The organism is Psychrobacillus vulpis (genome assembly GCF_006861825.1).
Classification (GTDB): domain Bacteria; phylum Bacillota; class Bacilli; order Bacillales_A; family Planococcaceae; genus Psychrobacillus; species Psychrobacillus vulpis.
In genome coordinates this window covers 140,150-163,162 of the sequence record NZ_VDGI01000006.1, presented here as the reverse complement: position 1 = coordinate 163,162, position 23,013 = coordinate 140,150, and the positions used below count along the sequence as shown (strand labels likewise).

Genomic DNA, 23,013 nt, shown 5'->3' with positions numbered 1-23,013 from the left:
AAATTCTTCGCCCGTGGAAAGCGAGCGGTAAGCTTCGGAAAACTACGGGGGAACTTCATTAAAAGTGAAACTATATGGACTTTTTCAGTGGCCTCCGGAAAGGGAGCCGTTTCAACGATTTTCTTATGTATTGGAATATTCGACAACCTCATCTGGCAACGTCTAATCAACTATTTAATTAAATCTATTAAAAATAAGCAAAAAATCGTCTCTTCTTGTAAAATGGCAGTTAGCACAACCATTTATTAGAAAGGACGATTTTTATGAGCAATCCAAAGATTATTAACCAAAATTAAAGCATCTAATAAACTTCACTTCTACTCCCAATAACAAAGAGAGCGGCTGAATCCAAGCATTTGTTAAATAGTCTTATAAGGTGACCAAGACGGTCATCCTTTTTTATAGAAGTTCGTATGATGAACCGTTTTAAATCCTGCTCTTTTATAAACAGATAAAGCGTCTTCATTGTCCGTCTCCACATCTAAATATACAAAAGGCTTTCCTAAACGATATGCTTCATTTTTAGACCAGTTTAATATAGTACTTGCTATCCCTTTTCCACGAGCTTTTTCATGCACTGCAAGCGCAGTTACCCATAATTTTTCGGAATCATCCACGATTGAAGCAGTTCCAACTATTTCGTCTTCGACTGTGACTTGCATCAGACGACGATTTGGCGATTGAATATTAAAAGCAATTAGTTCTCTTGCTTCTTCAACTGTATCCCCAAATGCACTAACAAGTACTTCGATGATATCCGATTCATTTATAATGCTGTATGGGCTGATTTCTATTTTACTTGTAAGTTCTTTTTTTTCTGCATTTGCAGCCATTGTTCGTTCTGAAAAGTGATGTATATATCCTAATTTCTTTAACATCTGCTTCCCAGCTTCCGCTTTTTCTGGAACTAATGCAAGGTCTGACCCAGCTCCTCTTAGTTCTAAGTTTCTTGTCAGTTCCATGACTAGCTGCTCTCCAATACCTTTCCTGCGGGCACTTGGTAAAACAACTGCACTCCATTCAAAATCTAACGTTGCAATACGATCAACAGCAGATAAAATGCCTACTAGTTTATCTGTATCATCGTCATATGCTAACACGCAGAGCCCTCTTAAGTGATAATCGGTAAGTTCATCAACACTTAAAATTGACGTATAGTTTAGTTGGTCTTCAAGCATTGTGATTTGTATTAATTCTTTTATTTCTTCCAATGTATCTACATCTATCGGAATTGAAATTGTCATACAAGATATATTCATATATCCTCCTATTTTTTCGAATTGTTTAGCATATTGTAGTATCGACCTTTTTGTTTTACCAACTCTTCTTGAGAACCAGATTCTACAAGCTCTCCTCCTTCCATTACAAATACGAGGTCCGCTTTTTGAACGGTATTCAATCGATGAGCTATAACAAAACTAGTTCTACCTTGCATTAGTCGTTCCAGCGCTTCCTGGATTTTTAATTCTGTTACGGTGTCAATACTTGAGGTTGCCTCATCTAGTAATAGTAAAGCAGGATCAGCTACTAACGCACGTGCAATTGATAATAACTGTTTCTGTCCTTGACTAATCTCGCCACCATCTGCAGTTAATACAGTATCGTATCCATTTGGCAACTTCTTTATAAACTCATGCGCATTAGCCTCTTTAGCTGCTTCTAACACTTCTTCGTCTGTTGCGTTTAATTTTCCATAACGAATATTTTCTCGTACAGTCATTTCAAAGAGGAAAGGATCTTGTAATACGAATGCAGTTTGACTACGTAAAGTTTGCCTTGGCAATTTATCAATAGGTATATTATCTATTAAAATTTTCCCCTCATTTACTTCATAAAATCGAGCAAGTAACTGCATAATCGTCGTCTTACCAGCTCCAGTTGCACCAAGTAAGGCTGCTGTTTGCCCAGCTTCCACGTGAAAAGAAACATGCTGAATCGTTGGACTTTCTTCATCTTGATTGTATTGAAAGGTCACGTTTTCAAAAGTTACATTACCTTTTAGCTTGTAGTTTTTGTTGTCCATTGCTGCGTCTACTTCGGTTTTTTCATCTATAATAGCAAAAACTCGCTCAGCACCCGCGATAGCAGAAAGGACCGTATTGAATTGGTTCGCTAAGTCATTTAATGGTCGAGTAAACTGGCGTGCATATTCAGTGAAAATAACAATTTCTCCAATGGAGACATATCCATAGAAAGCTAAGATTCCACCTGCAGCAGCAACAAGTGTAAAACTCACATTGTTAAGTAAGTTCATTACTTTTGGAATAAAGCCTGAGTATATCAGAGCCCAAAATCCCGTCTTTTTTAAACGATCACTTTTCACTGAAAATTCCTCAAGCATCCGACTCTCTTGAGAAAATGCTTTGACGATTCGTTGACCCGAAATGGTTTCTTCAATCATTCCATTTAAGTCACCGACTGCTTTTTGCTGTTCTTTAAATAATTTAGAAGTACGTTTCGTTATCCATCTCATCGCGAAATACATGAAAGGAACAATCGTTAGTGTAATAAATGTGAGCAAAGGACTTAGCATAAGCATTACGACCGTTGTCCCTACTAAAGTTAATATGCTCGAAAATACTTGGATGAAAGACGAGTTCAATGTTTGGCTAACATTTTCGATATCATTTGTCATTCGACTCATTAGCTCGCCGTGCTGTCTTTTATCAAAAAAGGAAATCGGTAGTTTTTGAAGATGATTAAATAGGCCAGTCCTCAATCGGTAAATTGTTTGCTGCGAGATTCCAATCATCCAATAACTTTGTAAGTACATAGTGACCGATAAGAATACGTATACAAATACTAAAATGCCAATCATTTTCGCAAGCCCTGCAAATTTAGCTTTAGTAATGTACTCATCAATAATGACACCAATCATATACGGTCCTAGTAATGCCAAAGCTGAACTTGCAACGACCATTAAGAGCACAATAATTAACAAGAAACGCTGTTCATCTACTAATTTCCAAATACGGGTAAGTACACCTTTCCAGTCGGAAGGTTTATCTATTTTCTTTTTATTATCTTTTTTCAAATCTTCTTTTGTAACAATAGGTTCATATCCAAATGGTTTACGAATGAAGTTCAACATGATCGTCTCCCTCCTGTTGTGATTCTGCGATTTCTCGATATAAAGAAGAGCTTTCCATCAACTCATTATGTGTACCATATGCGGAAACTGCTCCTTCATCTAATAGAAGAATTTGGTCTGCACCTTGCGCAGTTCTCACCTTTTGTGTAATGACTAACATCGTTGCATTTTCATCTTCTAACGCTTCCCATAATGCATTTTCTGTCGATACATCTAGCGCACTCGTACTATCGTCTAATAATAGAATCTCTGGTTTTCGAACTAGTGCACGGGCAATCGATAGTCTTTGCTTTTGACCTCCAGATAGATTGACCCCTTTTTGTCCGACTTTCGTATTATATTGATCTGGGAATTGTTCAATAGAGTTGTGAATTTGTGCTTGTTTCGCTGCCTCTTTTAATAACTCGGTTGTCGCCGTGGAATCCCCCCACCCTAAGTTGTCTTCTATGCTTCCAGTGAAAAGAATAGATTGTTGAGGGACAACCCCAATCACTTGTCGTAGCTCTCTTAAAGACCACTCCTTCACATCTATGCCATCAACAAGTATCTCACCTTCCGTTGCTTCAAAAAATCGAGGGATTAAGTTCAATAGCGTTGATTTTCCAGATCCTGTTGCGCCCATAATAGCAAGTTTCGAACCAGGTTGAACGGAGAAAGATACATCCTTTAACACCGGAGTATTTGTCGTTGGATAATGAAAGGACACATGCTGAAATTCAATTTTCCCCTCTCTTGGAAATTCTCTTTTTAAATCATTATCTATCTCTTCTATCCCTTCCTGTACGAGTAATACTTCCTCCATACGTTCAGCAGAAGCTTTTGCTCGAGAGAAAAATATGATTATGAAAGCAAACATCGAAAAGGCACCCGTCATGCGCATTGCATAGTTAACAATAGCCACTAACTCTCCCATTTGAGCATCCGCAGTTTGGATCTCCTTTGCTCCAAACCACAAAACTGCCATTAAACTTACGTTCATAACAAATAAAAGAACTGGTAGTATCAACTCCATAATTCGAAATGCCTTCACATTATCCATTTTTAGCGTTTCAGCTACTCCTGCAAATCGAGTAGATTCGAAGTTTCCACGTAAATAGGCTTTTATTAATCTTACCGCTTGCAAATTTTCTTGGACCTTACGTGTAACTTTATCTACACTTTTTTGTACATTACCAAACAGAGTAAGTCCTTTTCGACTCATTATATATAAGAAAACAACTAAAAAAGGTGCTCCAATTACTAAAAATAATGCTAGATATGGATGTACTAAAAAAGACATAATAATACTTCCTATCACTAACAAAGGTGCTCGTAGCATAATTCGTAGACCCATGAAAATAACGTTTTGTGTAATTGTTACATCATTTGTTAAACGAGTAATTAAACTAGCGGTTGGAAATTTAAAAAAAGTGGCCATTGTGAACGATTGAATTTTCTTAAAAATTGCTTGCCGAATATCATAACCATAACTTTGAACTGCATGAGATGCTATGAACGTATTAATAATCCCAGCAAAAAACGCAATAACCGAGAGACCTAGCATAATACTTCCTAGAAAGAAAATCTTTTGCTGGTCATTTGCTAAAATTCCTTCATCGATAATGGCTGCTATTAATAGCGGTTGAACAAGTTCTACAGAAAGCTCTATAAGCATGAAAAGTAACGCTGTAATTACAAGCCATTTATAAGGAGATAAATAAGATAGTACTGTTTTCACTAACACAACACCCCTAGATTCTTCGTCACCCGAATTAATTATCTGTAAATCTATTATGCCACATTCAATCTGGAACATATAGAAAAAGATGACTTAAAATATCAAGTCATCTCATAGATTATTCCTACTAATTTGCATTCTTCTCAAGCTGATTTTCTCTTTTTCCACTTAAATTCTCCAGCTATCGAAAGCCAAGTAACAAAAATAAGCATTACTACTACCCCAAAATATTGCCATGCTCCAAGAATTTGTCCTAACCAAATGACGGAAATAATCATAGCAGTTAAAGGCTCTACACTCGATAGAATACTAGTTTCAACGGCAGTTATGTATTTCATACTAGATAAAAAGAGGATAAACGCAATTGTTCCTATTAAAATTATTACCGCAGTCATAATATTGATTGGGAACTCTGCTAAATTACCCCACTCATCTGATTTCCAGACTTGTGTCACAATTGCAAGCACTATACCACCTACAAGCATAGCCCAACCAACTATTACTAGTACCCCCCACTCTTTCATTAGTCTAGCTGGATATACAGTATATAGAGCAAACGCAACACCAACACAAATCCCCCAAAACAAGGCTTCTTTGCTTATTAATAACTGGTCAACTTTTGCATTCGTCAATAAAAAGAACAATCCAACAAGCGTCCCTATTATCCCAACAATTTGATATTTCGGTGGGAACATTTTGCTTTTCCACGAGATATACAAAATAATATAGATTGGCCCTACAAATTGAAGTAAAGTGGCGATAGATGCATTACTTGCTTCGATTGCAGCTAAAAACGTATATTGCACACCAAGCATTCCAAATATACCGAATATTATTAGTTGCTTTAGCCAGATACGCTCTTTCCAAATATTAAATATTTCTTGGCCCCTTATTTTCATAAACAACAAAATACATGCACCTGCAGTGATTAAGCGTATTGTAAGAAAAAACGGTACGGAAATACTACTATTGTTTAATACCCATTCCATCATTGGGCCAGTCGCTCCCCATAACATCGATCCGATAATAATTAAGACAATACCTTTCCAGCGATCCACTTATATCTACCTCTTTCCTATTCTTATAATTTTACTTTAAGTTTTTGGCAAATCAACGTAAAAAAGGCCTGATAGCCGATAAAATAATTATGTATATTTACCTATATATTTTAATAATGTGAATATATTGTTCTATAGTAATGACTAATTTCCCTGTATTCTATATAATTAATAGATAATAATGAAAGGGGTCGTGAGTATGCATCAGATAGATGAATTACTAGACTCGAGCAGTACTATTTTCAGTCATATACCTTATCCGACCTTTTTGACTGATAGAGATGGTCGAATTATTTGGTGGAGTAGAGAAGCTGAAAAGCAATTCGGCTATAGCTTAGAACAAATTAAAGGGGAAATTAATCCCTTATTTAATAGTAGTTTAACAGGACATTTCTCTACTATTTTCGAAAGACTTTTACGAAATGTTGAGCCAGTCCGATATAATTCTGTCCATCTACATTCTTCCAATGGAGATCAGACTGTTGCTTCAGTCGTCGCAAAATCATTTACATTCAAATACGAACGATATGTTTTATTTCTAATAGATAACGATTATATTCCAAACTCAGAAGAGAGTTCATTTTTGGAATTGCAACTTCTAAAAAAGGGATTATCTGATTCATTTATGCTCGTCTATTTAGACAAAGAAGGTTTAATCACTTATGCAAATGAACAGTTTTTAAAGAAAAGTAATTGGACTCCAAAACGTATTTTAGGGAAATCATTTTGGCAGTTATTCCCGAATACTCCTGATCATATTGCCGTTGCCGATAAAATCATGCAAACACTCCAAAGAGGTGAAAACTTCCAAGGTACTGTTGAAAAGGTAACAAAAGACGGAACAAATTATTGGGTGAATTTACTTGCTATATCCATAACCGATACAAAAAATAATACGCTCTACTATTTATTATTGGAAGAAGAAATTACAGAAAAGAAACAATTACAATCTCGTTTAGAACAAATTGCTTATGTGGATACAGAAACTGGATTAATGAGTAGACATCGTTTAGAAGATGTTGTGACCAATTATATAAAAGAAGATAGAAACTTTTCTTTTGTTTTTATTAGTATCGATCAATTTTACACACTAAAAGAGATTTTCAACGATCAAACTGAATCAATCATGTTAATCGAGTTTACAAAGAGACTAAAAATATATTTTGAAGAGACAATTATCGCTCGTATGAGCAGAGATGAATTTTCGCTCATTACTCCTTTAAGCGATTGGTACATACAAGGTTTTACAAATTATTTAAAACAAAATCCAATTTATTTAAACAACAAGGCTATCCCAATTACCATAAGTGGTTCCATTACTAAATATCCAGAAGACCAACAATCTTATTTACATTTATTAAAAGCTTCCAATGCTACTATGCAAAAGATCAAGCAAGAAGGTGGAGGAACTATCGCTAGTCTTTCCCAATCCGGTCATAATAAGTTAAGTCGAGCATTACAAATCGAAAAACGATTATTAGAGGCGCTGAATCACAATGATCTTCACGTTATGTATTTACCTCAAAAAGATATGGTAACAGGTAAAATAAATGCGGTAGAGGCGCTTGTAAGATGGGAAGACGATGTACTTGGTGTTGTATCTCCTGAAGAACTTATTCCGATTGCGGAGGAAACTGGATTAATCAATGAAATAGGCACTTTCATGCTTGAAAAGTCTTGTGAGCAAGCTTCCATTTGGCAAAACAAAGGTCTACCGATTAAGGTGAGCTTCAACTCCTCGATTAGAGAATTTCGGGATAAAAATATGGTGAAAACAATTCGAAAAATGTTAGAGAAGTATAATTGTTCACCAGAACTTTTACAAATTGAATTTACAGAGAAATTTGCACTAGAGGCAGAAGCTGAGAAATCTATCATTCAACAGATGCAGACTTTACAGCAAGATGGGATAGTATTTGCATTAGACGATTTCGGAACTGGATATGCATCTCTTCGTTATTTGCAGCTTCTTCCAATTAGCAAATTGAAAATTGATAAGAATTTTATTGATTCACTCCTGCAACAAGAAAAACTACAGAAACTCGTTCAAGGGTTAATACAATTTGGACAATCATTGGACGTTCAAGTAGTCGCTGAGGGTGTTGAGTCAGAAGAACAATATACACTTTTAAAAGAAATGGGTTGTGACGCCATTCAAGGATATTATGTGAGTCACCCTATCAGTTCCAAAGAAGTAGAGGATTTATTAAGAAGCGAAGGTAATATTAACAACTAAGAAAAGGTTAAGTCATTAACACAAAAACCGTGAAGAAAGGTCCTTCCTTTCTTCACGGTTTTAATTTTAGTCTTCCCATAACTTTCAAATATAATTGTGTAATAATCTCTGCAAATACTAAGCCCATCGCTATAGAACCAGAAATCATAAATGCAAGTGAGCCATATTCCATTGCCACATTATAGTCTTTTTCCACGATATTACGCATTGCATTGTAGGCAGAACCACCAGGTACTAATGGAATGATTCCGGCGACACTGAAAATAATTACCGGCATTCTATAATGTCTTGCCATTATATGGGCAACAAACGCAATAGTAAATGCACCAGCAAAAGAAGCCTCTACTGGATCATTACTGAGTTGATCTACTACAGCATAAATAAGCCACCCAGTCATCCCTACAAGACCACACGATAATAGTGACTTTTTTGGAGCATTAAACAATATTCCAAAAGAAGCTGCAGCAGCGAAGCTTAATATTCCTTGAAATAAATAAGACATGGAACGTCCTCCTAAAACGATAATATTAATGCTACACCAGCGCCGATTGCAAAAGCAGTAAGAAATGCTTCTGCTCCTTTCGATACACCAGAGATAAAGTGTCCAGCCATTAAATCACGTATAGCATTAGTAATGAGTAAACCCGGCACAAGTGGCATGACCGAACCAATTATGATTTTATCAACTTCTAATCCTAACCCAAGTGAAACTGATAAAGTAGCAATAAAACTTACAACGATAGCTGCAAAAAATTCTGCGAAAAATTTGACCCTAGTCTTTTCTTCTAAAAGATTTGCAACCATATACCCTAGTCCTCCAGCAACTAAGGCAGTAGGAACATCCTCCAGTTTATTACCAAATAACAAAAGAAATGCCCCAGATGCAATTGAAGCAGCTAGTATTTGAATCCAAAATGGATACTTTCTATGCCCATTTTCTATTTTCTTTAACTCGTCGTAAGCTTCTTCTAATGTTATTTCAGCTTTCACTAACCTTCTAGATACCGCATTCACACTGGCAATTTTCTCTAGATCGGTTGTTCTACTACTAATCCTCACTAATTTAGTAGGAAGTGTTTTATTTCCACTGAAAATAATTCCAGTTGGCATGACAAAACTTTGGGAATCTGTAAGCTTTTGCGAAATAGCCATGCGATCCATTGTATCTTCCGCCCGATACGTCTCTGCGCCACTTTCCATCATTAATCGACCAGCAAGTAAACAGCACTCTACAACTAATTCAGAGTTTGTCATTGTCAATTGGAACACCCCCTTCTACTACGTACGATAATTTTATCGAACACCAAAAATAAAAACAATCTAATTTAAAACTTTATCATACATTCGACCGTCAAATCTAATATAATATATTTGTACTAGAAAAGGAGAATCACCATGTCCACAAATACACGATCCAGAAAAAGAGGTCGCTGGATTGATATTACCTTCATCGTTGCAATTGTTTTATTAAGCAGTTTAATGGCTTTTCTTCTTTTACTACCGACTTCGGCTAAACAAGAGGAAAAAATGGTAAATGCTAGCCCGCCAAATGAATCAAAAGAAGAGATCAATGAAAGCGATTCTGCTTACGAAGGAATTCGCATTATTACAGAAACTTCCAACGACGAATTTACCCCTTACGCAATTCAATATCCGCAAAGTGATGTACCCAGTTTCAACGAAATAGTGAAAGCATATACACAGAAAATAAAAACACTATACTTAGAAGAAACAAATTACATAAACGAAACGAATAAACATGTAAAAGGTGAATTAAATATTTCATTTGAAGTATTCCAACATCCTACTGGGTATTATTCATTTGTCTTTCATTCGAATATGTTTACAGGTGGAGCAAATGGAGTCTCCGAAACGAAAATTATTCGATTGAATAACCAGTCTGGACATATGCTCACTATTGAAGACCTACTTAACAATAACGAAAAATCACTTGCTAGTCTTTCCTCCAAGGTGAAGGATACAATTACTTCTGACAAGCAATTAAACTCATATGTATTACCAGAACAATTGGAAGAAAAGACAGCTCCTAAATGGGAGAACTTTTCAAATTTTGCCCTTAAGAAGGATTCAATTGTCTTTTATTATAATGATTATGAAATTACAGTGGGTGCAGCAGGAGCACCATCTATCTCCATTCCACTCTCAGACATTAATAGTATTTTAGCAGAGGAATATAGGCTTCCGATCATTACAGTTGATCAAGAACCTTCTAAAGATGTACCAACGAAGGAGGATTCTATTGTATCAGATGATTCAGAAGACACTGTACCAGAAACAGAAGGAAAAGTAGTTGCGCTAACGTTCGACGATGGTCCAAATCCGGAAACAACAGGAAAAATATTAGATACACTTAAAAAGTATAATGCAAAAGCTACCTTTTTTATGCTTGGAAGTCGTGTTTCTTTCTATCCTGAAATTATCAACGAAATGAAAGAAGCTGGACATGAATTAGGAAACCATACATGGAACCACCCTGATCTTACAAAAGCTTCCGCACAAAAAATTGCATTAGAAATTAATAATACTAGCAATGCAATCGAAAAAGCATCTGGTAGTAAACCTACTGTATTCCGACCACCTTATGGAGCAGTAAACAAAACAGTTCGCGCTCAAACTTCACTTCCTGTCGTACTCTGGGATGTTGATACGCAAGATTGGAAATATCGCGATGCAAATCATCTACTTACTCATGTGAAAGAACATGTCAAAGATGGTTCTATCGTATTAATGCATGACATCCATCCTTCTACTGCAGATGGACTAGACGCAGTACTTGCTTTCTTACAAGAAGAAGGTTACTCATTTGTAACTGTAACAGAATTAAAGGGTGGCTCATTTTGAGCCCCCCTTTTCTTTTTGCTTGTTGGAGGATTTCCGGATATCTGGTTTTAGTTTGCGATTAAGTAGACTGAATTTGCGGATACGTGGCTCGAATTTGCGATTAGACACTTGGAATTTGCACTTAGACCGTGTGATTTTGCGCTTAAACCGAATGAATTTGCACTAGCCAATTGATCTTGCGCATACACAGCTCGAATTTGCGATTAAACACTTGGAATTTGCACTTAGACCGTGTGATTTTGCGCATAAGCCGAATGAATTTGCACTAGCCAATTGACCTTGCGCATACACGGCTCGAATTTGCGATTAAACACTTGGAACTTGCGCTTAGACCGAGTGATTTTGCACATAAGCCGAAGGAATTTGCACTAGCGCATTGATCTTGCGCATACACGGCTCGAATTTGCGATTAGACACTTGGAATTTGCACTTAGACCGTGTGATTTTGCGCATAAGCCGAAGGAATTTGCACTAGCGCATTGTTCTTGCGGTTACATGCCCTCGAATTTTCGATTAATACTTACGAGATAACTATAAATTATACAAAAGTAAAGAGAGTGACTTTTGCAGTCACTCTCTTTATTAGTACGTGATCTTTCCTATTTTTCCAAAGGTATTAAGGTTGTAACTTGTTATTTCTTTTAGAGCAATTGTGTATAAATTATTTTCTACGTAAAGCATACGTTGGATACTTCTTTCCCATTCCTCGTATTCTTGATTTGGATTTTTTGGTTTTAATAAATCACCTTTTAAGACAATTCCATTTTCCGGTGTAATTTCATATACTAATGCGCCTTCTTGTTTAAAATGGGAATACTCTTGACCTTTCCCCTTTTCATAAATCGAAATTGGGAAGCCATATAGATTTTTACCACTATGCTGGAATAGCGCATGGTGATCGTATTGTATTGGAGAGTATGTGCCTTGACCTCCAATTACTTCTGTATCCATTTCTTTTGGATTTGCAAATTCACTTACATCAAAAAGGGAAATTTTCATTCCTTCCGTCATGATAAGTGGCTCATCACTTCCTTCTTGTGGAACTGATTTTGTTTCATAGCCAAAACCGATTAAGTGATTTTCATCTAGTGGATGCAAGTAATTGCTAAAACCAGGTATTTTTAGTTCTCCTAATACTTTAGGTGCTGTTGGAACAGAGACATCAATGACAAAAAGTGGATCGGTTTGTTTAAAGGTCACCATATATGCTTTATCTCCCATAAACCTTGCGGAATAAATTCGCTCATCTTTTGCAAGACCAGTTATAGAACCAACGAGCTTCATACCCCCATCTAATATAAATAGATTGTTTTCAGATGGTTCTTTATCATCCCAGAAGTTCCCTTTAGTTGTTACTGCTCTGAAATATCCATTATGCTCATCCATTGAAAACTGGTTAAGTATAGTTCCTGTTAAACGACTTGATCCTACAAATTGTACAGATGTTTTGTTGAGTGCAAATTTAAATACTTCCGTATCCATTTCACCTGGATTCCATATCATTTTCTTTGCATTAGAGGTATTAGCTTCATAAATAGTGGAAGTTAAATATAGGTTATCTTTTGACATGTAAAGTTGTTCACTTCCACCTAAATAGCCCTTCGTTAATACTTCGTTTTCTACTGGATTAGATAAATCTATAGCTGAAACAATACTATATGACCCCTCCAATGAACCTGGAAGGATAGCTATACAATCAAAGCTTAGAGGCTGTGCTTCCTCTCCTGATTTTGAATCGAACGTAAATGGACGGAGTTCTACATCCTCATTTTCTTTCATCATCCAAAACTTTGGATATACCGTCGTCACATAGTAAAGCGTATTGTCTGTTAAACGCGCTCCATTCATAAAACCTTCAGTCGCAATTTCTCTAGACAATTTTGGAGAAGCAGGATTGGAAATGTCGTAAAAATAAACAGTTGTCATTGAATCCATCGGCATGCCTATTTTGGCACTATCTTGAGTAGAATTCATTTCAAGTGTACGGAAAACATTCTTTTGTCCAATAATCATTAATGTTTGATCCGATAATAATAATTGAGTTGGATAAAAATCATCTGTAAGCTTAATTTTAGCTTCTTCCTTCATATTCTTTGAATTTTCTACATTGACAATCACTACGTTATTTTCACTAATAGAAAATATATGAGAACCATTTGTTTTTACCATATCTGCTTCATCTACACCTTCTACTTGGTTATTCGTAGTAGAGTGGTCTCCTCCATTAGCATTGGAGGATTCTTTGGAACTGGAAGCCTTCGTGTCTTCTAAAACAACTGTATGTTCTCCATTGTTGCCTTGCACTTTTTTCACTAACTCGAAGTAAGCCTCAAGTTCTTCTTTCGATTGTACAGATTGTAATTCTTTATACACTTTAAATGGAAATTTTGTTTTTCCGAAACCTAAATTGTTCTTCACATAAAGTGTATAAGCACCTTCTTCCAACCCTTTTATCTTGATGGACTTTCCGTTTTTAGAAAGAGTATACTCTGCCTTTACTTTTTCACCTTGTTGATTAACTACATACACCTCTCCTTTATCCAAAGCATCTTTGCTAATTGCAGAAGATAATGTTGCAGTGAATGGTTGGTTGGACAGCACGACACTTTGTGCACTTACCTCAAATTTAGCGAAATAAAATACGCTTGTTAAGCCTACTATTAAAACGATACCAATTATTGAAATAATCCACTTTTTCATAACATTCTTCCTTTCTTATTTTCATAGTTAATCCATTAGACTCAAAATTCTCCAATTGGTTTCACTCCAAAGATAAATAATTTTCTGTCAAAATATTATAAATTTAATAGAGATTTTACCAATTATCCTCTATCATATTAGGTGAAGGGGATGTATTAAATAAGCAAAGGGGATTTGTTGTGAAGACACTTACTCGGTTTTCAAACGCATTAATGGAAAGGTATTTACCTGATCCATATATTTTTGTTGCAATACTAACTTTATTAGTATTTTTACTTGGAGTAACATTAACAGATTCTACTCCACTTCAAATGGCAACATACTGGGGAGATGGTTTCTGGGGATTACTATCTTTTACTATGCAAATGGTTGTCGTACTTTTAGCAGGACATGTTTTAGCAAGTAGCCCGGTATTCAAGAAATTGCTTAGCTCAATGGCTAGTACAGCAAAATCACCTGGTTCTGCCATTCTTCTAGTATCAGTTGTTTCTTTAATTGGATGTTGGATCAACTGGGGATTTGGTTTAGTAATTGGGGCGTTGTTTGCAAAAGAGATTGCACGTAAAGTGAAAAACGTCGATTATCGATTACTTATTGCGAGCGCTTACTCTGGATTTATCATTTGGCATGGAGGGTTAGCAGGATCCATTCCTCTTTCCATTGCAACGGAAGGACATCCTTTCGCTGAAAAAATGGGAGTTATTCCAACTACCGAAACTTTATTCACTACATATAACTTAGTTATTGTTATTGCACTACTTATTTCGGTTCCTTTATTAAATAGATGGATGATGCCTAGCAAAGAGGATACTTTTAGTATTGACCCTTCTTTATTAGAAGAAGATACTGAGGATGAAAATGAACAAAATGAAGTGAAAACACCGGCTTCACGATTAGAGAATAGTTATTTACTATCCGTTTTAATCGGTTTACTTGGACTTGTATACCTTGTCCAACATTTCATCACAAAAGGTTTTGACTTAAACTTAAATATCGTGAATCTCATTTTTATTACACTTGGTATTGTATGTCATGGTACGCCGAAGCGTTTCCTAGTCGCTGTTAAAAATGCGGCTAAAACGGTTGGTGACATTGTTATTCAGTTCCCATTTTACGCTGGTATCATGGGAATGATGGTAGCTTCTGGACTTGCAGGAGTTGTATCTGAAGCATTTATTAGCATTTCAAATGAGCATACTTTCTATTTGTTCACGTTTTACGCAGCTGGTATTGTTAACTTCTTTATTCCATCTGGTGGTGGACAATGGGCTGTTCAGGCACCGATTATGCTAGATGCGGCAGCTGCATTAGACTTAAGCTATGCGAAAACAGCAATGGCCATTGCGTGGGGGGATGCTTGGACTAATATGATCCAACCATTCTGGGCACTTCCAGCACTTGCAATTGCTGGATTACGTGCAAAAGATATTATGGGCTTCTGTGTATTTGTCCTAATATTAAGCGGAATTGTTATTAGTATTGGACTTTACTTTTTTTAATTAAGAAAAATCCATGCGCCTATGTTGGAGATCTACTTCTTGCAGGACTTCGACAAGCACTGAATAAAAAAAATATAATTTCTTATTTTTAAAATAAAAATCACATCCCCTTCTCAGGAGATGTCTTGCTAAGTTTTAAATTAGGACAGCTCCTCATATAAAAAGGTTTTCTTGAAATACTCTTCAAGAAAACCTTTTTGCTTATTGTTCAAATGGCCATTTTGGAAGCATATGTGAGAGTTCTTTATCTTCCCTGTACCCTAGAACGTATTCTGCTTGCATAATGGTATGGATTTCTCTTGTCCCCTCATAAATAACAGGTGCTTTCGAGTTGCGCAAATATCTTGCAACAGGATATTCATCTGAGTATCCGTATGCACCATGAATTTGTACCGCGTCATCTGCTGCTTTATTTGCAAAGTCACATGCTTGCCATTTCGCAAGAGACGTTTCTCGTGTGTTTCGTACGCCTTTATTTTTGAGTTCTCCTACCCGGTATACTAGCAGACGACTCATTTGTAGGCCTGCTTCCATCTTCGCAATCATTTGCTGAACGAGCTGATGCTTCCCGATTTCTTTACCAAAAGTTTCACGTTCGTGGCAATATTTCACACTTGCTTCTAAACACGCTAATGATAAGCCTACTGCTCCAGCTGCAACAGTGAACCTTCCGTTATCGAGTGCCGCCATTGCAATTTTGAAGCCTTCTCCTTCTTTTCCTAGAAGATTTTCCTTTGGAACACGCATATTTTCAAAAAATAACTCGCCTGTATTACCTGATTTAATACCATACTTTCCTTTAATCGCTTTTGAAGAAAAGCCTTCCATCGACCGTTCAACGATAAATGCACTGATGCCATGATGTTTTTTGGATTTATCCGTATAGGCAAATACGATAAAATGATCAGCAGCATCACAAAGGGATATCCATGTTTTTTGGCCATTCATGACATAGTTGTCCCCGTCTAGCACTGCTACTGTTGACATTGCTGCAACATCTGAACCCGCTCCTGGTTCCGTCAGTCCAAAGGCTCCTATTTTCTCTCCCATTGCTTGAGGAATTAAATATTTTTGCTTTTGTTCTTCCGTTCCCCATTGCAATAACGTCATCGAATTTAATCCGATATGCACTGATACTGCTGTACGAAAAGCAGTATCTCCACGCTCCAATTCTTCACAAACGATAGCAAGCGAATTATAATCCATTCCACTACCGCCGTATTTTTCCGGGATACAAACGCCCATTAAACCAAGTTCCGCTAATTGTTTCCAAATACCTTTATCAAATGCACCTTGTTCTTCCCATTTTGCAATATAAGGAATTATTTCATGATCTACAAATTGTCTTACTGTTTTTCGAAGTAATTGCTGTTCCCCTGAAAATTCAAAGTTCATTATAGCTCACCTCTGACAAAACTTTCTCCATAATATAAACGCCACGTGCTGCCATTTCTTTAATATACAGTTCTCCTGGAACAATCAGTTCTGGTGGATATACCCCACGTTTTGTAATAACATTATTTCCAATCATTTGTGCAACTACAGAGATTGTGTTTGCTGTTGCACGTGCCATCGCGGTTGTACCAGATAATTTGTCTTTTTTTGTTGCCAATTCGTAGATGTAGCTCACGTTTTCACCATCTTGTATTCCAGTTACGATAACTCGCAATAAAACTGCATCTTCTTTTTCACCTAGTAGTAATTGAGGGGTTAGGACTTCTCTTAATACGTCACGAGCTTTCACCATATTTCCGTTCACATTTACTACCGTGCTTTTGTTCGTCAATCCTAGATCAACAAGCAATTTAAACTTATCCGCATGCCCTTTGTATCGAATAGTTTTATATTCTAACGTTTCTATGTTAGGAAACGATTTAGGTAAAGTTGATGTACCACCTGCTGTATGGAATGCTTCTAATTCACCATATTCTTCAAAGAATATAGATTCGATTTCTGATAGTGATTCCACTTCTTGTAACTTTCCATCCCGAATAACATGAGAAGGATCTGTATAATGGTCAAAAACTCCCTCTAATGAAAAGACAATATTGTATCCAAAAGTTCCTTCTGGCTTTACTGGAATGCCACCGACGTATAAATGAATTCCTGAAACTCTATCTAATTTACTTGCTCCGTATCCTGCAAGAATATTAATCATTCCAGGAGCTACCCCTAAATCTGGAATAAGTGTAATCCCTTTCTCTTTTGCACGTTCATTAAGTGAGAGTACTGCATCTGTAGCTCCTCCTATATGCCCTCCTAAATCGATTGAGTGCACACCAACTTCTACCGCAAGCCTCGCCACTTTTTCATTAAATGTATAAAACAATGCATTGATGACTACATCTACCTTTTCCATAATTTGTCGTATATTTTCATCATCATTTGCATCTAATCTACAAACTTCAATTTTAGAATTTTGTAATCTTTCTCTAAACATATTTGCTTGTCCCACATCTAAATCACATAATAAAACTTTTTCCACATTAGGACTTTTCACCAAATCGCGAGCTGCTTCTTTTCCCATTAATCCTGCACCTAATACAGCAACCTTCATGTAGTTATCCCCCTATTATTCTGTGTCTATTTGTGCACGCTGTAATTTCCCACTAAAATCAACGTAAATACTTTTCCATTCCGTATATACATCTAATGCTGCTACTCCTGAATCTCGATGCCCATTACCTGTTCCTTTTGTTCCTCCAAAAGGTAAATGAATTTCAGCACCGGTCGTTCCCGCGTTAACATAAACAATACCTGTATCTAAATCGCGTTGAGCACGGAAAATCTTATTTACATCTTTAGAAAAAATAGAACTTGAAAGACCAAATTTAACTCCATTATTCACTTCAATTGCCTCTTCTAATGAGTTAACTTCAATTAGTGAAACTACTGGTCCAAAGATTTCTTCTTGAGCAATTCTCATCTGTGGTGTCACATCCGTAAATAGTGTGGGAGCATAGTAATTTCCTTTCACTAACTCACCGTCATCTAATACTTCTCCACCAACTAGAAGTTTCGCCCCTTCTTCTTGTCCAATTTTTGTATACGAGTGTATTTTATCTAAAGCTTTTTTGTTTATAACAGGTCCTATTTTGACTGATTCATCCAAACCATCGCCAACCGTCAACTTTTCCATTTGCGCAAGTAGCATCGTTTCTAACTCGTTCTTTACATCTTTATGCACAATCACTCGACTACATGCCGTACAACGCTGACCTGCTGTTCCGAATGCACTCCAAAGAATTCCTTCAACAGCCAGAGACAAATCTGCATCATCCAATACAATAACTGCATTTTTCCCACCCATCTCAAGGGACACTTTCTTTAAATGACGTCCTCCAAGCTCTGCCACCCTACTACCGGTCTCTGTGGATCCAGTGAATGAAATAACTTTTACATCAGGATGTTCAATCATTGCAGTTCCAACATCAGAGCCAGAGCCAAATACAATATTAGCTACACCTGGTGGCAATCCGGCTTCATCAAATATTTTCGCCATTTCATATGCCATCATTGGTGTTTCAGTAGCCGGTTTCCAAATAAATGTATTCCCAGCTACAATTGCAGGGAATGACTTCCACGTAGCAATTGCTACTGGAAAGTTCCAAGGCGTAATAAGGCCAACCACTCCAATAGGTGCTCGAACACTCATGGCGAATTTATCAGCTAGTTCTGAAGGAGTCGTTTCTCCAAATAAACGTCGCCCTTCTCCTGCCATATAAAACGCCATGTCTATTCCTTCTTGGACTTCACCGCGACCTTCTTCAATTACTTTTCCCATTTCTTTTGTTAATACCTGTGCAAGATGTTCCTTCTTTTCTTTCATCAATCTGCCAATTTCATATAAATAATCTGCTCGTTTTGGAGCTGGTACAAGCGCCCACTTCTTTTGGGCCTTCACAGCTGCCTTAACTGCTAGATCCACGTCTTCTTTCGTTGACATTCTCACTTCCGCCAACTGTTCACCATTTGCCGGATTTAGAACAGCTGTGTATGTTACTTCTTCACCTTCTTGCCATGTTCCATCAATAAAATTAGTTAACTTCATTGTTTCCCCTCTTTTCTTAATGAAAGTTGCCTTGGCGTAGATTTCCTAAATTTCGCATGGAGCTTTCGTGTGAACTCCTATACAAAATCTATAACATCCGCTATTGGCTTTTCTTTATTTAGCAACTTACTGCCGAATAAAGTTCAAATGTAAACGTTTCCTTTATTAATACATTCTATAATTGTTATTAAATTCCTTTAAATTTTTTTAAAAAATATGAATATTCAGTGTGAAACTTTTAACTTTTTGTTTCGTATAAATAATTATGAAAATCTGAGGAGGAAAATAAAAATGAACAATCATGAAATAGACTACAAATTACATGGAGACGATATGCAATTCGTAGAAATCGAATTAGATCCACAAGAAACGGTTGTTGCTGAAGCAGGTAGCTTAATGATGATGGAAGACGGCATTGCGATGGAAACAATTTTTGGCGACGGCTCGGGTTCTAGTGGCGGTGGTCTCATGGGTAAATTAATGGGCGCAGGTAAACGTATGCTAACTGGAGAAAGTTTATTCATGACTACATTCACGAATGCTGGCAGTGGGAAAAAACATGTTTATTTTGCTTCCCCTTATCCAGGGAAGATTATTCCGATGGATTTGAGTGAACACCGTGGCAAAATCATTTGTCAAAAGGATGCTTTTTTAGCTGCTGCAAAAGGAGTTACTGTTGGAATTGAATTTCAACGTAAACTAGGAACTGGATTCTTTGGTGGTGAAGGATTTATCATGCAAAAACTTGAAGGCGATGGACTTGCTTTCGTTCATGCTGGGGGTACAATCCATAAAAAAGTGTTACAACCAGGTGAAGTTTTACGAATTGATACAGGTTGTTTAGTAGCGATGACTTCTGATGTTGACTATAATATTGAAATGGTAAAAGGGGTAAAAACTGCCCTATTTGGTGGAGAAGGGTTGTTCTTTGCAACACTTAGAGGACCAGGTACTGTTTGGGTTCAATCTTTGCCATTTAGTCGTTTAGCAAGCCGCGTGTTTGCTGCTGCACCTCAAACTCCAGGTGGAGGCTCTAAAGGAGAAGGTAGCATCGCTGGTGGACTGTTCGACCTTTTAGGCGGAAAATAATAAGTATAAATGAAATAAGATGCTCCTTTTATAGGGGCATCATTTTTTATTGAATAAATATTTTCTACCATATTACTTTTCATCATTCAAATTGATCTTTTTATCCGCAAATTGTTTACTTTCTTTGATTTAGGCTTTCATATACTAAACAAAAGGACAATATCCCCTCGTTATTGTTCTATTAATAGGAATGGAGGTGATTCAAATGAAAGCTTCTTTAGGTATTTGGACTGGTTGGTTAGCTATTATTCTAGCAGTTGTCGGATTCTTCTACTATCCTATGTACTTAGGTGGTGCTGCGGTCGTTTTAGGTTTAATTACTTTAACTTCTCCTCAAAAATTATTGGCTTGGAGTTCTATTGTACTTGGCGCAATTGCGTTCTTTCTTCCATATCTACAATAGCTGAACAGTGAATATAAGACCAAGGCATGTCCGGGGTCATATACCGCACATGCCTTTTTTCTTGCTATTTTTAGCATGTCCCTCATTTAGTTATGCTTAAAATATCCGTACATGATTGCTTTCAAATCAATCAAAGCTTCTTACTTTAATCGGAATTAGCGAATCATTCAACCGATCGCGATACTGCTCGTATTGTGATGGAAGCATTAGATTTTGGCCCATCGTTTCAATTGATTCATCATGTGCAAATCCAGGAGGATCTGTTGCGATTTCAAATAAAATCTCCCCATGTTCTCTAAAGTAAATCGCATTAAAATAATTTCTATCTTGTACTGGTGTTACTCCGTACCCGTTTTCACCTACAAATTGTTGCCACTCCAATTGGTCTGTGTCATCTTTTGCTCTCCATGCTATATGGTGAACCGTTCCAACACCCATTTGGCCATGCCCACTTGAAGTTGTTTTTACATCGATGATGTTACCGATATTCCCATATGATTTAAATCTTATTAAATTTCCTTCCTCTCCTATCTTTTCTAATCCCATTACTTCTTCCAGTAATTGCGATGTTTTAGCTGGTTGAGCTGAAAATAATGTAGCACCGGCGAAACCTTTTATTGCAACTTCCGGTGTAATGTCTCCGAACGTGCGGTTGTTTAGATTTCCTTCTTCTCTTTCCACTATTTCTAATCGAAGTCCATGAGTATCCTCAAACGTTAGATACGTTTCTCCAAAACGTTCTGTTGTCTGAAATTTGATACCAAATTTCTTTAGTCTTTTTTCCCAAAATGTCATCGCACCTACAGGAACTCCGTAAGAAGTCACACCTACTTGACCATCACCGATCTTCCCTTGAAATGCACCAACCCACGGGAAGAACGTTATAATTGTTCCAGGATTACCTCCTTCATCCCCAAAATATAAATGATATGTTCCTGGATCATCAAAGTTTATTGTTTTCTTTACTAATCTAAGTCCTAGAACACTTGCATAGAAATCGACATTCTCCTGTGGATGCCCGACAATTGCTGTAATATGATGTATTCCCGCTGTTTTTTTCATTGCTAAATCCTCTCCTTATACGTATGATACAAATTCACCTACAGGCTTACGATAACCTCTTGGTTTTCTGCTTTCGAGCTTTTCTTTACCTATTGTAATCATTAATACTGGCTCATATTGATTGCTTATTCCTAAAATCTTTTTAGTCTCTTCTGGATCAAATCCAATCATCGGACAAGTGTCCCAACCTTTGTCTTTTGCTACAAGCATGAACATCATTGCAGAAAGAGAAGCATTGCGTATTGCTTCATCTCGTTGAAAAGCTTCCCCTCTAGTCTCATATAGTGAAACTGTATCTTCTACCATAAAATCATATTCTTGCTTGTTTACGATACCTAACATGAGTAATCCTTCATTTATAGCTGCTGTGTTTTTGTAAGCTAATTTGTTCCCTAATACTAAAATAACAGCAGAAGCAGCTTGAACTTTATATTGCCCATTTGCAGCAGTTTTTAATTGTTCTTTTACTTCCGGGTCCGTCACTACTAAATATTTTGTATGTTGAAGATTAAATGCAGATGGTGCAAGTTTCACCAATTCAAATATTTCCTTAAAATCTTTCTGTGTCATTGAATTTTCTTTCAAAAAGTTACTAGCAGAACGTCGACTTTTCACTAACTCTATAAATTCAGTCAAAGCTTATTCCTTCTTTCCAACCCTTTTTAATAAACCAATTAATAGTTCTTTTTCTTTGTTCGTAATTTCCGAAAAAATTTCTTCAATTACTAACTGGTGCTTAGGAAATATTTCATCCATAAATTGTTTCCCTAATCTTGTTAGTTGAATATAGACAACTCGTCTATCTTCTTTACAGTCTTTTCTTTCCAACAAACCCTTGTCCTCTAATTTGTCTATTACATAAGTGATGGAACCCGAATTTATGAGGACTGCATCTGAAATTTGTCGAACCGTCTGTTTTCCTTTACTATATAAAGCTTCTAACACAGTAAACTCCGAAATTTTTAAATCTTGATTACTAATATCTTTTTTAACCCGTTCTTGAATGGCTTTGGATGATTTCATCAGTACAACAAATGACTTCAATGATAAGTTTCCGTTCAACTAATCACCTCCTAACATTATTTTATCTCGAATTTAATTATCTTGAATTAAAGATATTATATTCTATTTTGTATTACGTGTCAAACAATGAAAAAACCTCGGCTCCATGCTTTTAAACATGAAATCGAGGTCTTACTTAATGTGTAAAAAAAATTACATCGATGTTATGGAACTATACGTCCT

The 23,013-nt window shown here is 36.5% G+C and carries 19 protein-coding genes; 6 read left to right on the top strand and 13 right to left on the bottom strand.

Annotated elements, in window-relative coordinates:
* Positions 1-249: hypothetical protein (locus tag FG384_RS20010; protein WP_205961762.1), on the top strand; the 249-nt coding region annotated here is incomplete at its 5' end.
* A gap of 140 nt (positions 250-389) precedes the next feature.
* On the opposite strand, the gene FG384_RS08210 is transcribed toward FG384_RS20010, so the two are convergent.
* From FG384_RS08210 to FG384_RS08195, 4 genes are all read right to left on the bottom strand, one after another.
* A complete protein-coding gene (locus FG384_RS08210) occupies positions 390-1,259 on the bottom strand; it encodes a GNAT family N-acetyltransferase (protein ID WP_142642107.1) in 870 nt (289 codons plus the stop codon).
* An 8-nt stretch (positions 1,260-1,267) separates the two neighbouring features.
* A complete protein-coding gene (locus tag FG384_RS08205; protein ID WP_205961761.1) occupies positions 1,268-3,091 on the bottom strand; it encodes an ABC transporter ATP-binding protein in 1,824 nt (607 codons plus the stop codon).
* The gene (locus FG384_RS08200; RefSeq protein WP_142642106.1) at positions 3,072-4,808 is read right to left on the bottom strand and encodes an ABC transporter ATP-binding protein; all 1,737 of its coding nucleotides are present in this window, start codon (positions 4,806-4,808) and stop codon (positions 3,072-3,074) included. Before FG384_RS08200 ends, FG384_RS08205 begins: the two co-directional genes overlap by 20 nt.
* Before the next feature lie 143 nt (positions 4,809-4,951).
* A complete protein-coding gene (locus FG384_RS08195) occupies positions 4,952-5,866 on the bottom strand; it encodes a DMT family transporter (RefSeq protein WP_142642105.1) in 915 nt (304 codons plus the stop codon).
* A gap of 199 nt (positions 5,867-6,065) precedes the next feature.
* Between FG384_RS08195 and FG384_RS08190 the strand changes: the two genes are divergently transcribed.
* Positions 6,066-8,102 (top strand): bifunctional diguanylate cyclase/phosphodiesterase, encoded by a 2,037-nt coding sequence (locus FG384_RS08190; RefSeq protein ID WP_142642104.1) that lies wholly within the window; start codon positions 6,066-6,068, stop codon positions 8,100-8,102.
* 52 nt (positions 8,103-8,154) lie between these two features.
* Here the strand turns inward: FG384_RS08190 and FG384_RS08185 are convergent, their stop codons facing one another.
* A complete protein-coding gene (locus FG384_RS08185) occupies positions 8,155-8,604 on the bottom strand; it encodes a threonine/serine exporter family protein (RefSeq protein WP_142642103.1) in 450 nt (149 codons plus the stop codon).
* An 11-nt stretch (positions 8,605-8,615) separates the two neighbouring features.
* Entirely contained in the window at positions 8,616-9,356 is a 741-nt protein-coding gene (locus tag FG384_RS08180) for a threonine/serine exporter family protein (RefSeq protein WP_142642116.1), read from the bottom strand.
* 141 nt (positions 9,357-9,497) lie between these two features.
* On the opposite strand from FG384_RS08180, the gene FG384_RS08175 reads away from it, so the two are divergent.
* Entirely contained in the window at positions 9,498-10,964 is a 1,467-nt protein-coding gene (locus FG384_RS08175) for a polysaccharide deacetylase family protein (protein ID WP_142642102.1), read from the top strand.
* A 582-nt stretch (positions 10,965-11,546) separates the two neighbouring features.
* Here FG384_RS08175 and FG384_RS08170 read toward each other — a convergent pair.
* Positions 11,547-13,664 carry a beta-propeller domain-containing protein gene (locus tag FG384_RS08170; RefSeq protein ID WP_142642101.1) on the bottom strand — a complete coding sequence of 706 codons (2,118 nt, stop codon included), beginning with the start codon at positions 13,662-13,664 and terminating at the stop codon, positions 11,547-11,549.
* 179 nt (positions 13,665-13,843) lie between these two features.
* Between FG384_RS08170 and FG384_RS08165 the strand changes: the two genes are divergently transcribed.
* Positions 13,844-15,163, top strand: a complete 1,320-nt coding sequence (locus FG384_RS08165) for a short-chain fatty acid transporter (RefSeq protein WP_142642100.1) — start codon at positions 13,844-13,846, stop codon at positions 15,161-15,163.
* A 201-nt stretch (positions 15,164-15,364) separates the two neighbouring features.
* On the opposite strand, the gene FG384_RS08160 is transcribed toward FG384_RS08165, so the two are convergent.
* Genes FG384_RS08160 through FG384_RS08150 form a run of 3 tightly spaced genes read right to left on the bottom strand, consistent with a single transcriptional unit; the run spans position 15,365 to position 19,214 of the window.
* Positions 15,365-16,558: an acyl-CoA dehydrogenase family protein gene (locus FG384_RS08160; RefSeq protein ID WP_142642099.1), complete on the bottom strand. Its 1,194-nt coding sequence runs from the start codon at positions 16,556-16,558 to the stop codon at positions 15,365-15,367.
* Positions 16,548-17,720, bottom strand: coding sequence for a saccharopine dehydrogenase family protein (locus FG384_RS08155; RefSeq protein WP_142642098.1), 1,173 nt, complete (start codon positions 17,718-17,720; stop codon positions 16,548-16,550). The genes FG384_RS08160 and FG384_RS08155 overlap by 11 nt, the downstream gene beginning before the upstream one ends.
* Before the next feature lie 15 nt (positions 17,721-17,735).
* Positions 17,736-19,214: an aldehyde dehydrogenase family protein gene (locus tag FG384_RS08150; RefSeq protein ID WP_142642097.1), complete on the bottom strand. Its 1,479-nt coding sequence runs from the start codon at positions 19,212-19,214 to the stop codon at positions 17,736-17,738.
* A gap of 291 nt (positions 19,215-19,505) precedes the next feature.
* Between FG384_RS08150 and FG384_RS08145 the strand changes: the two genes are divergently transcribed.
* Both FG384_RS08145 and FG384_RS08140 read left to right on the top strand, forming a co-directional pair.
* Complete coding sequence (locus FG384_RS08145; RefSeq protein ID WP_142642096.1) at positions 19,506-20,303, top strand: TIGR00266 family protein; 798 nt, start codon at positions 19,506-19,508, stop codon at positions 20,301-20,303.
* Positions 20,304-20,508: 205 nt separating this feature from the next.
* Entirely contained in the window at positions 20,509-20,706 is a 198-nt protein-coding gene (locus FG384_RS08140) for a C4-dicarboxylate ABC transporter (RefSeq protein ID WP_142642095.1), read from the top strand.
* A 126-nt stretch (positions 20,707-20,832) separates the two neighbouring features.
* Here the strand turns inward: FG384_RS08140 and FG384_RS08135 are convergent, their stop codons facing one another.
* The 3 genes from FG384_RS08135 to FG384_RS08125 are packed head-to-tail and all read right to left on the bottom strand — an operon-like array spanning position 20,833 to position 22,830.
* A complete protein-coding gene (locus FG384_RS08135) occupies positions 20,833-21,768 on the bottom strand; it encodes a ring-cleaving dioxygenase (protein WP_142642094.1) in 936 nt (311 codons plus the stop codon).
* Positions 21,769-21,783: 15 nt separating this feature from the next.
* Positions 21,784-22,404 (bottom strand): nitroreductase family protein, encoded by a 621-nt coding sequence (locus tag FG384_RS08130; RefSeq protein ID WP_142642093.1) that lies wholly within the window; start codon positions 22,402-22,404, stop codon positions 21,784-21,786.
* Between the two features lie 3 nt (positions 22,405-22,407).
* Positions 22,408-22,830, bottom strand: a complete 423-nt coding sequence (locus FG384_RS08125; protein WP_142642092.1) for a MarR family winged helix-turn-helix transcriptional regulator — start codon at positions 22,828-22,830, stop codon at positions 22,408-22,410.
* Between the last annotated feature and the right edge of the window lie 183 nt (positions 22,831-23,013).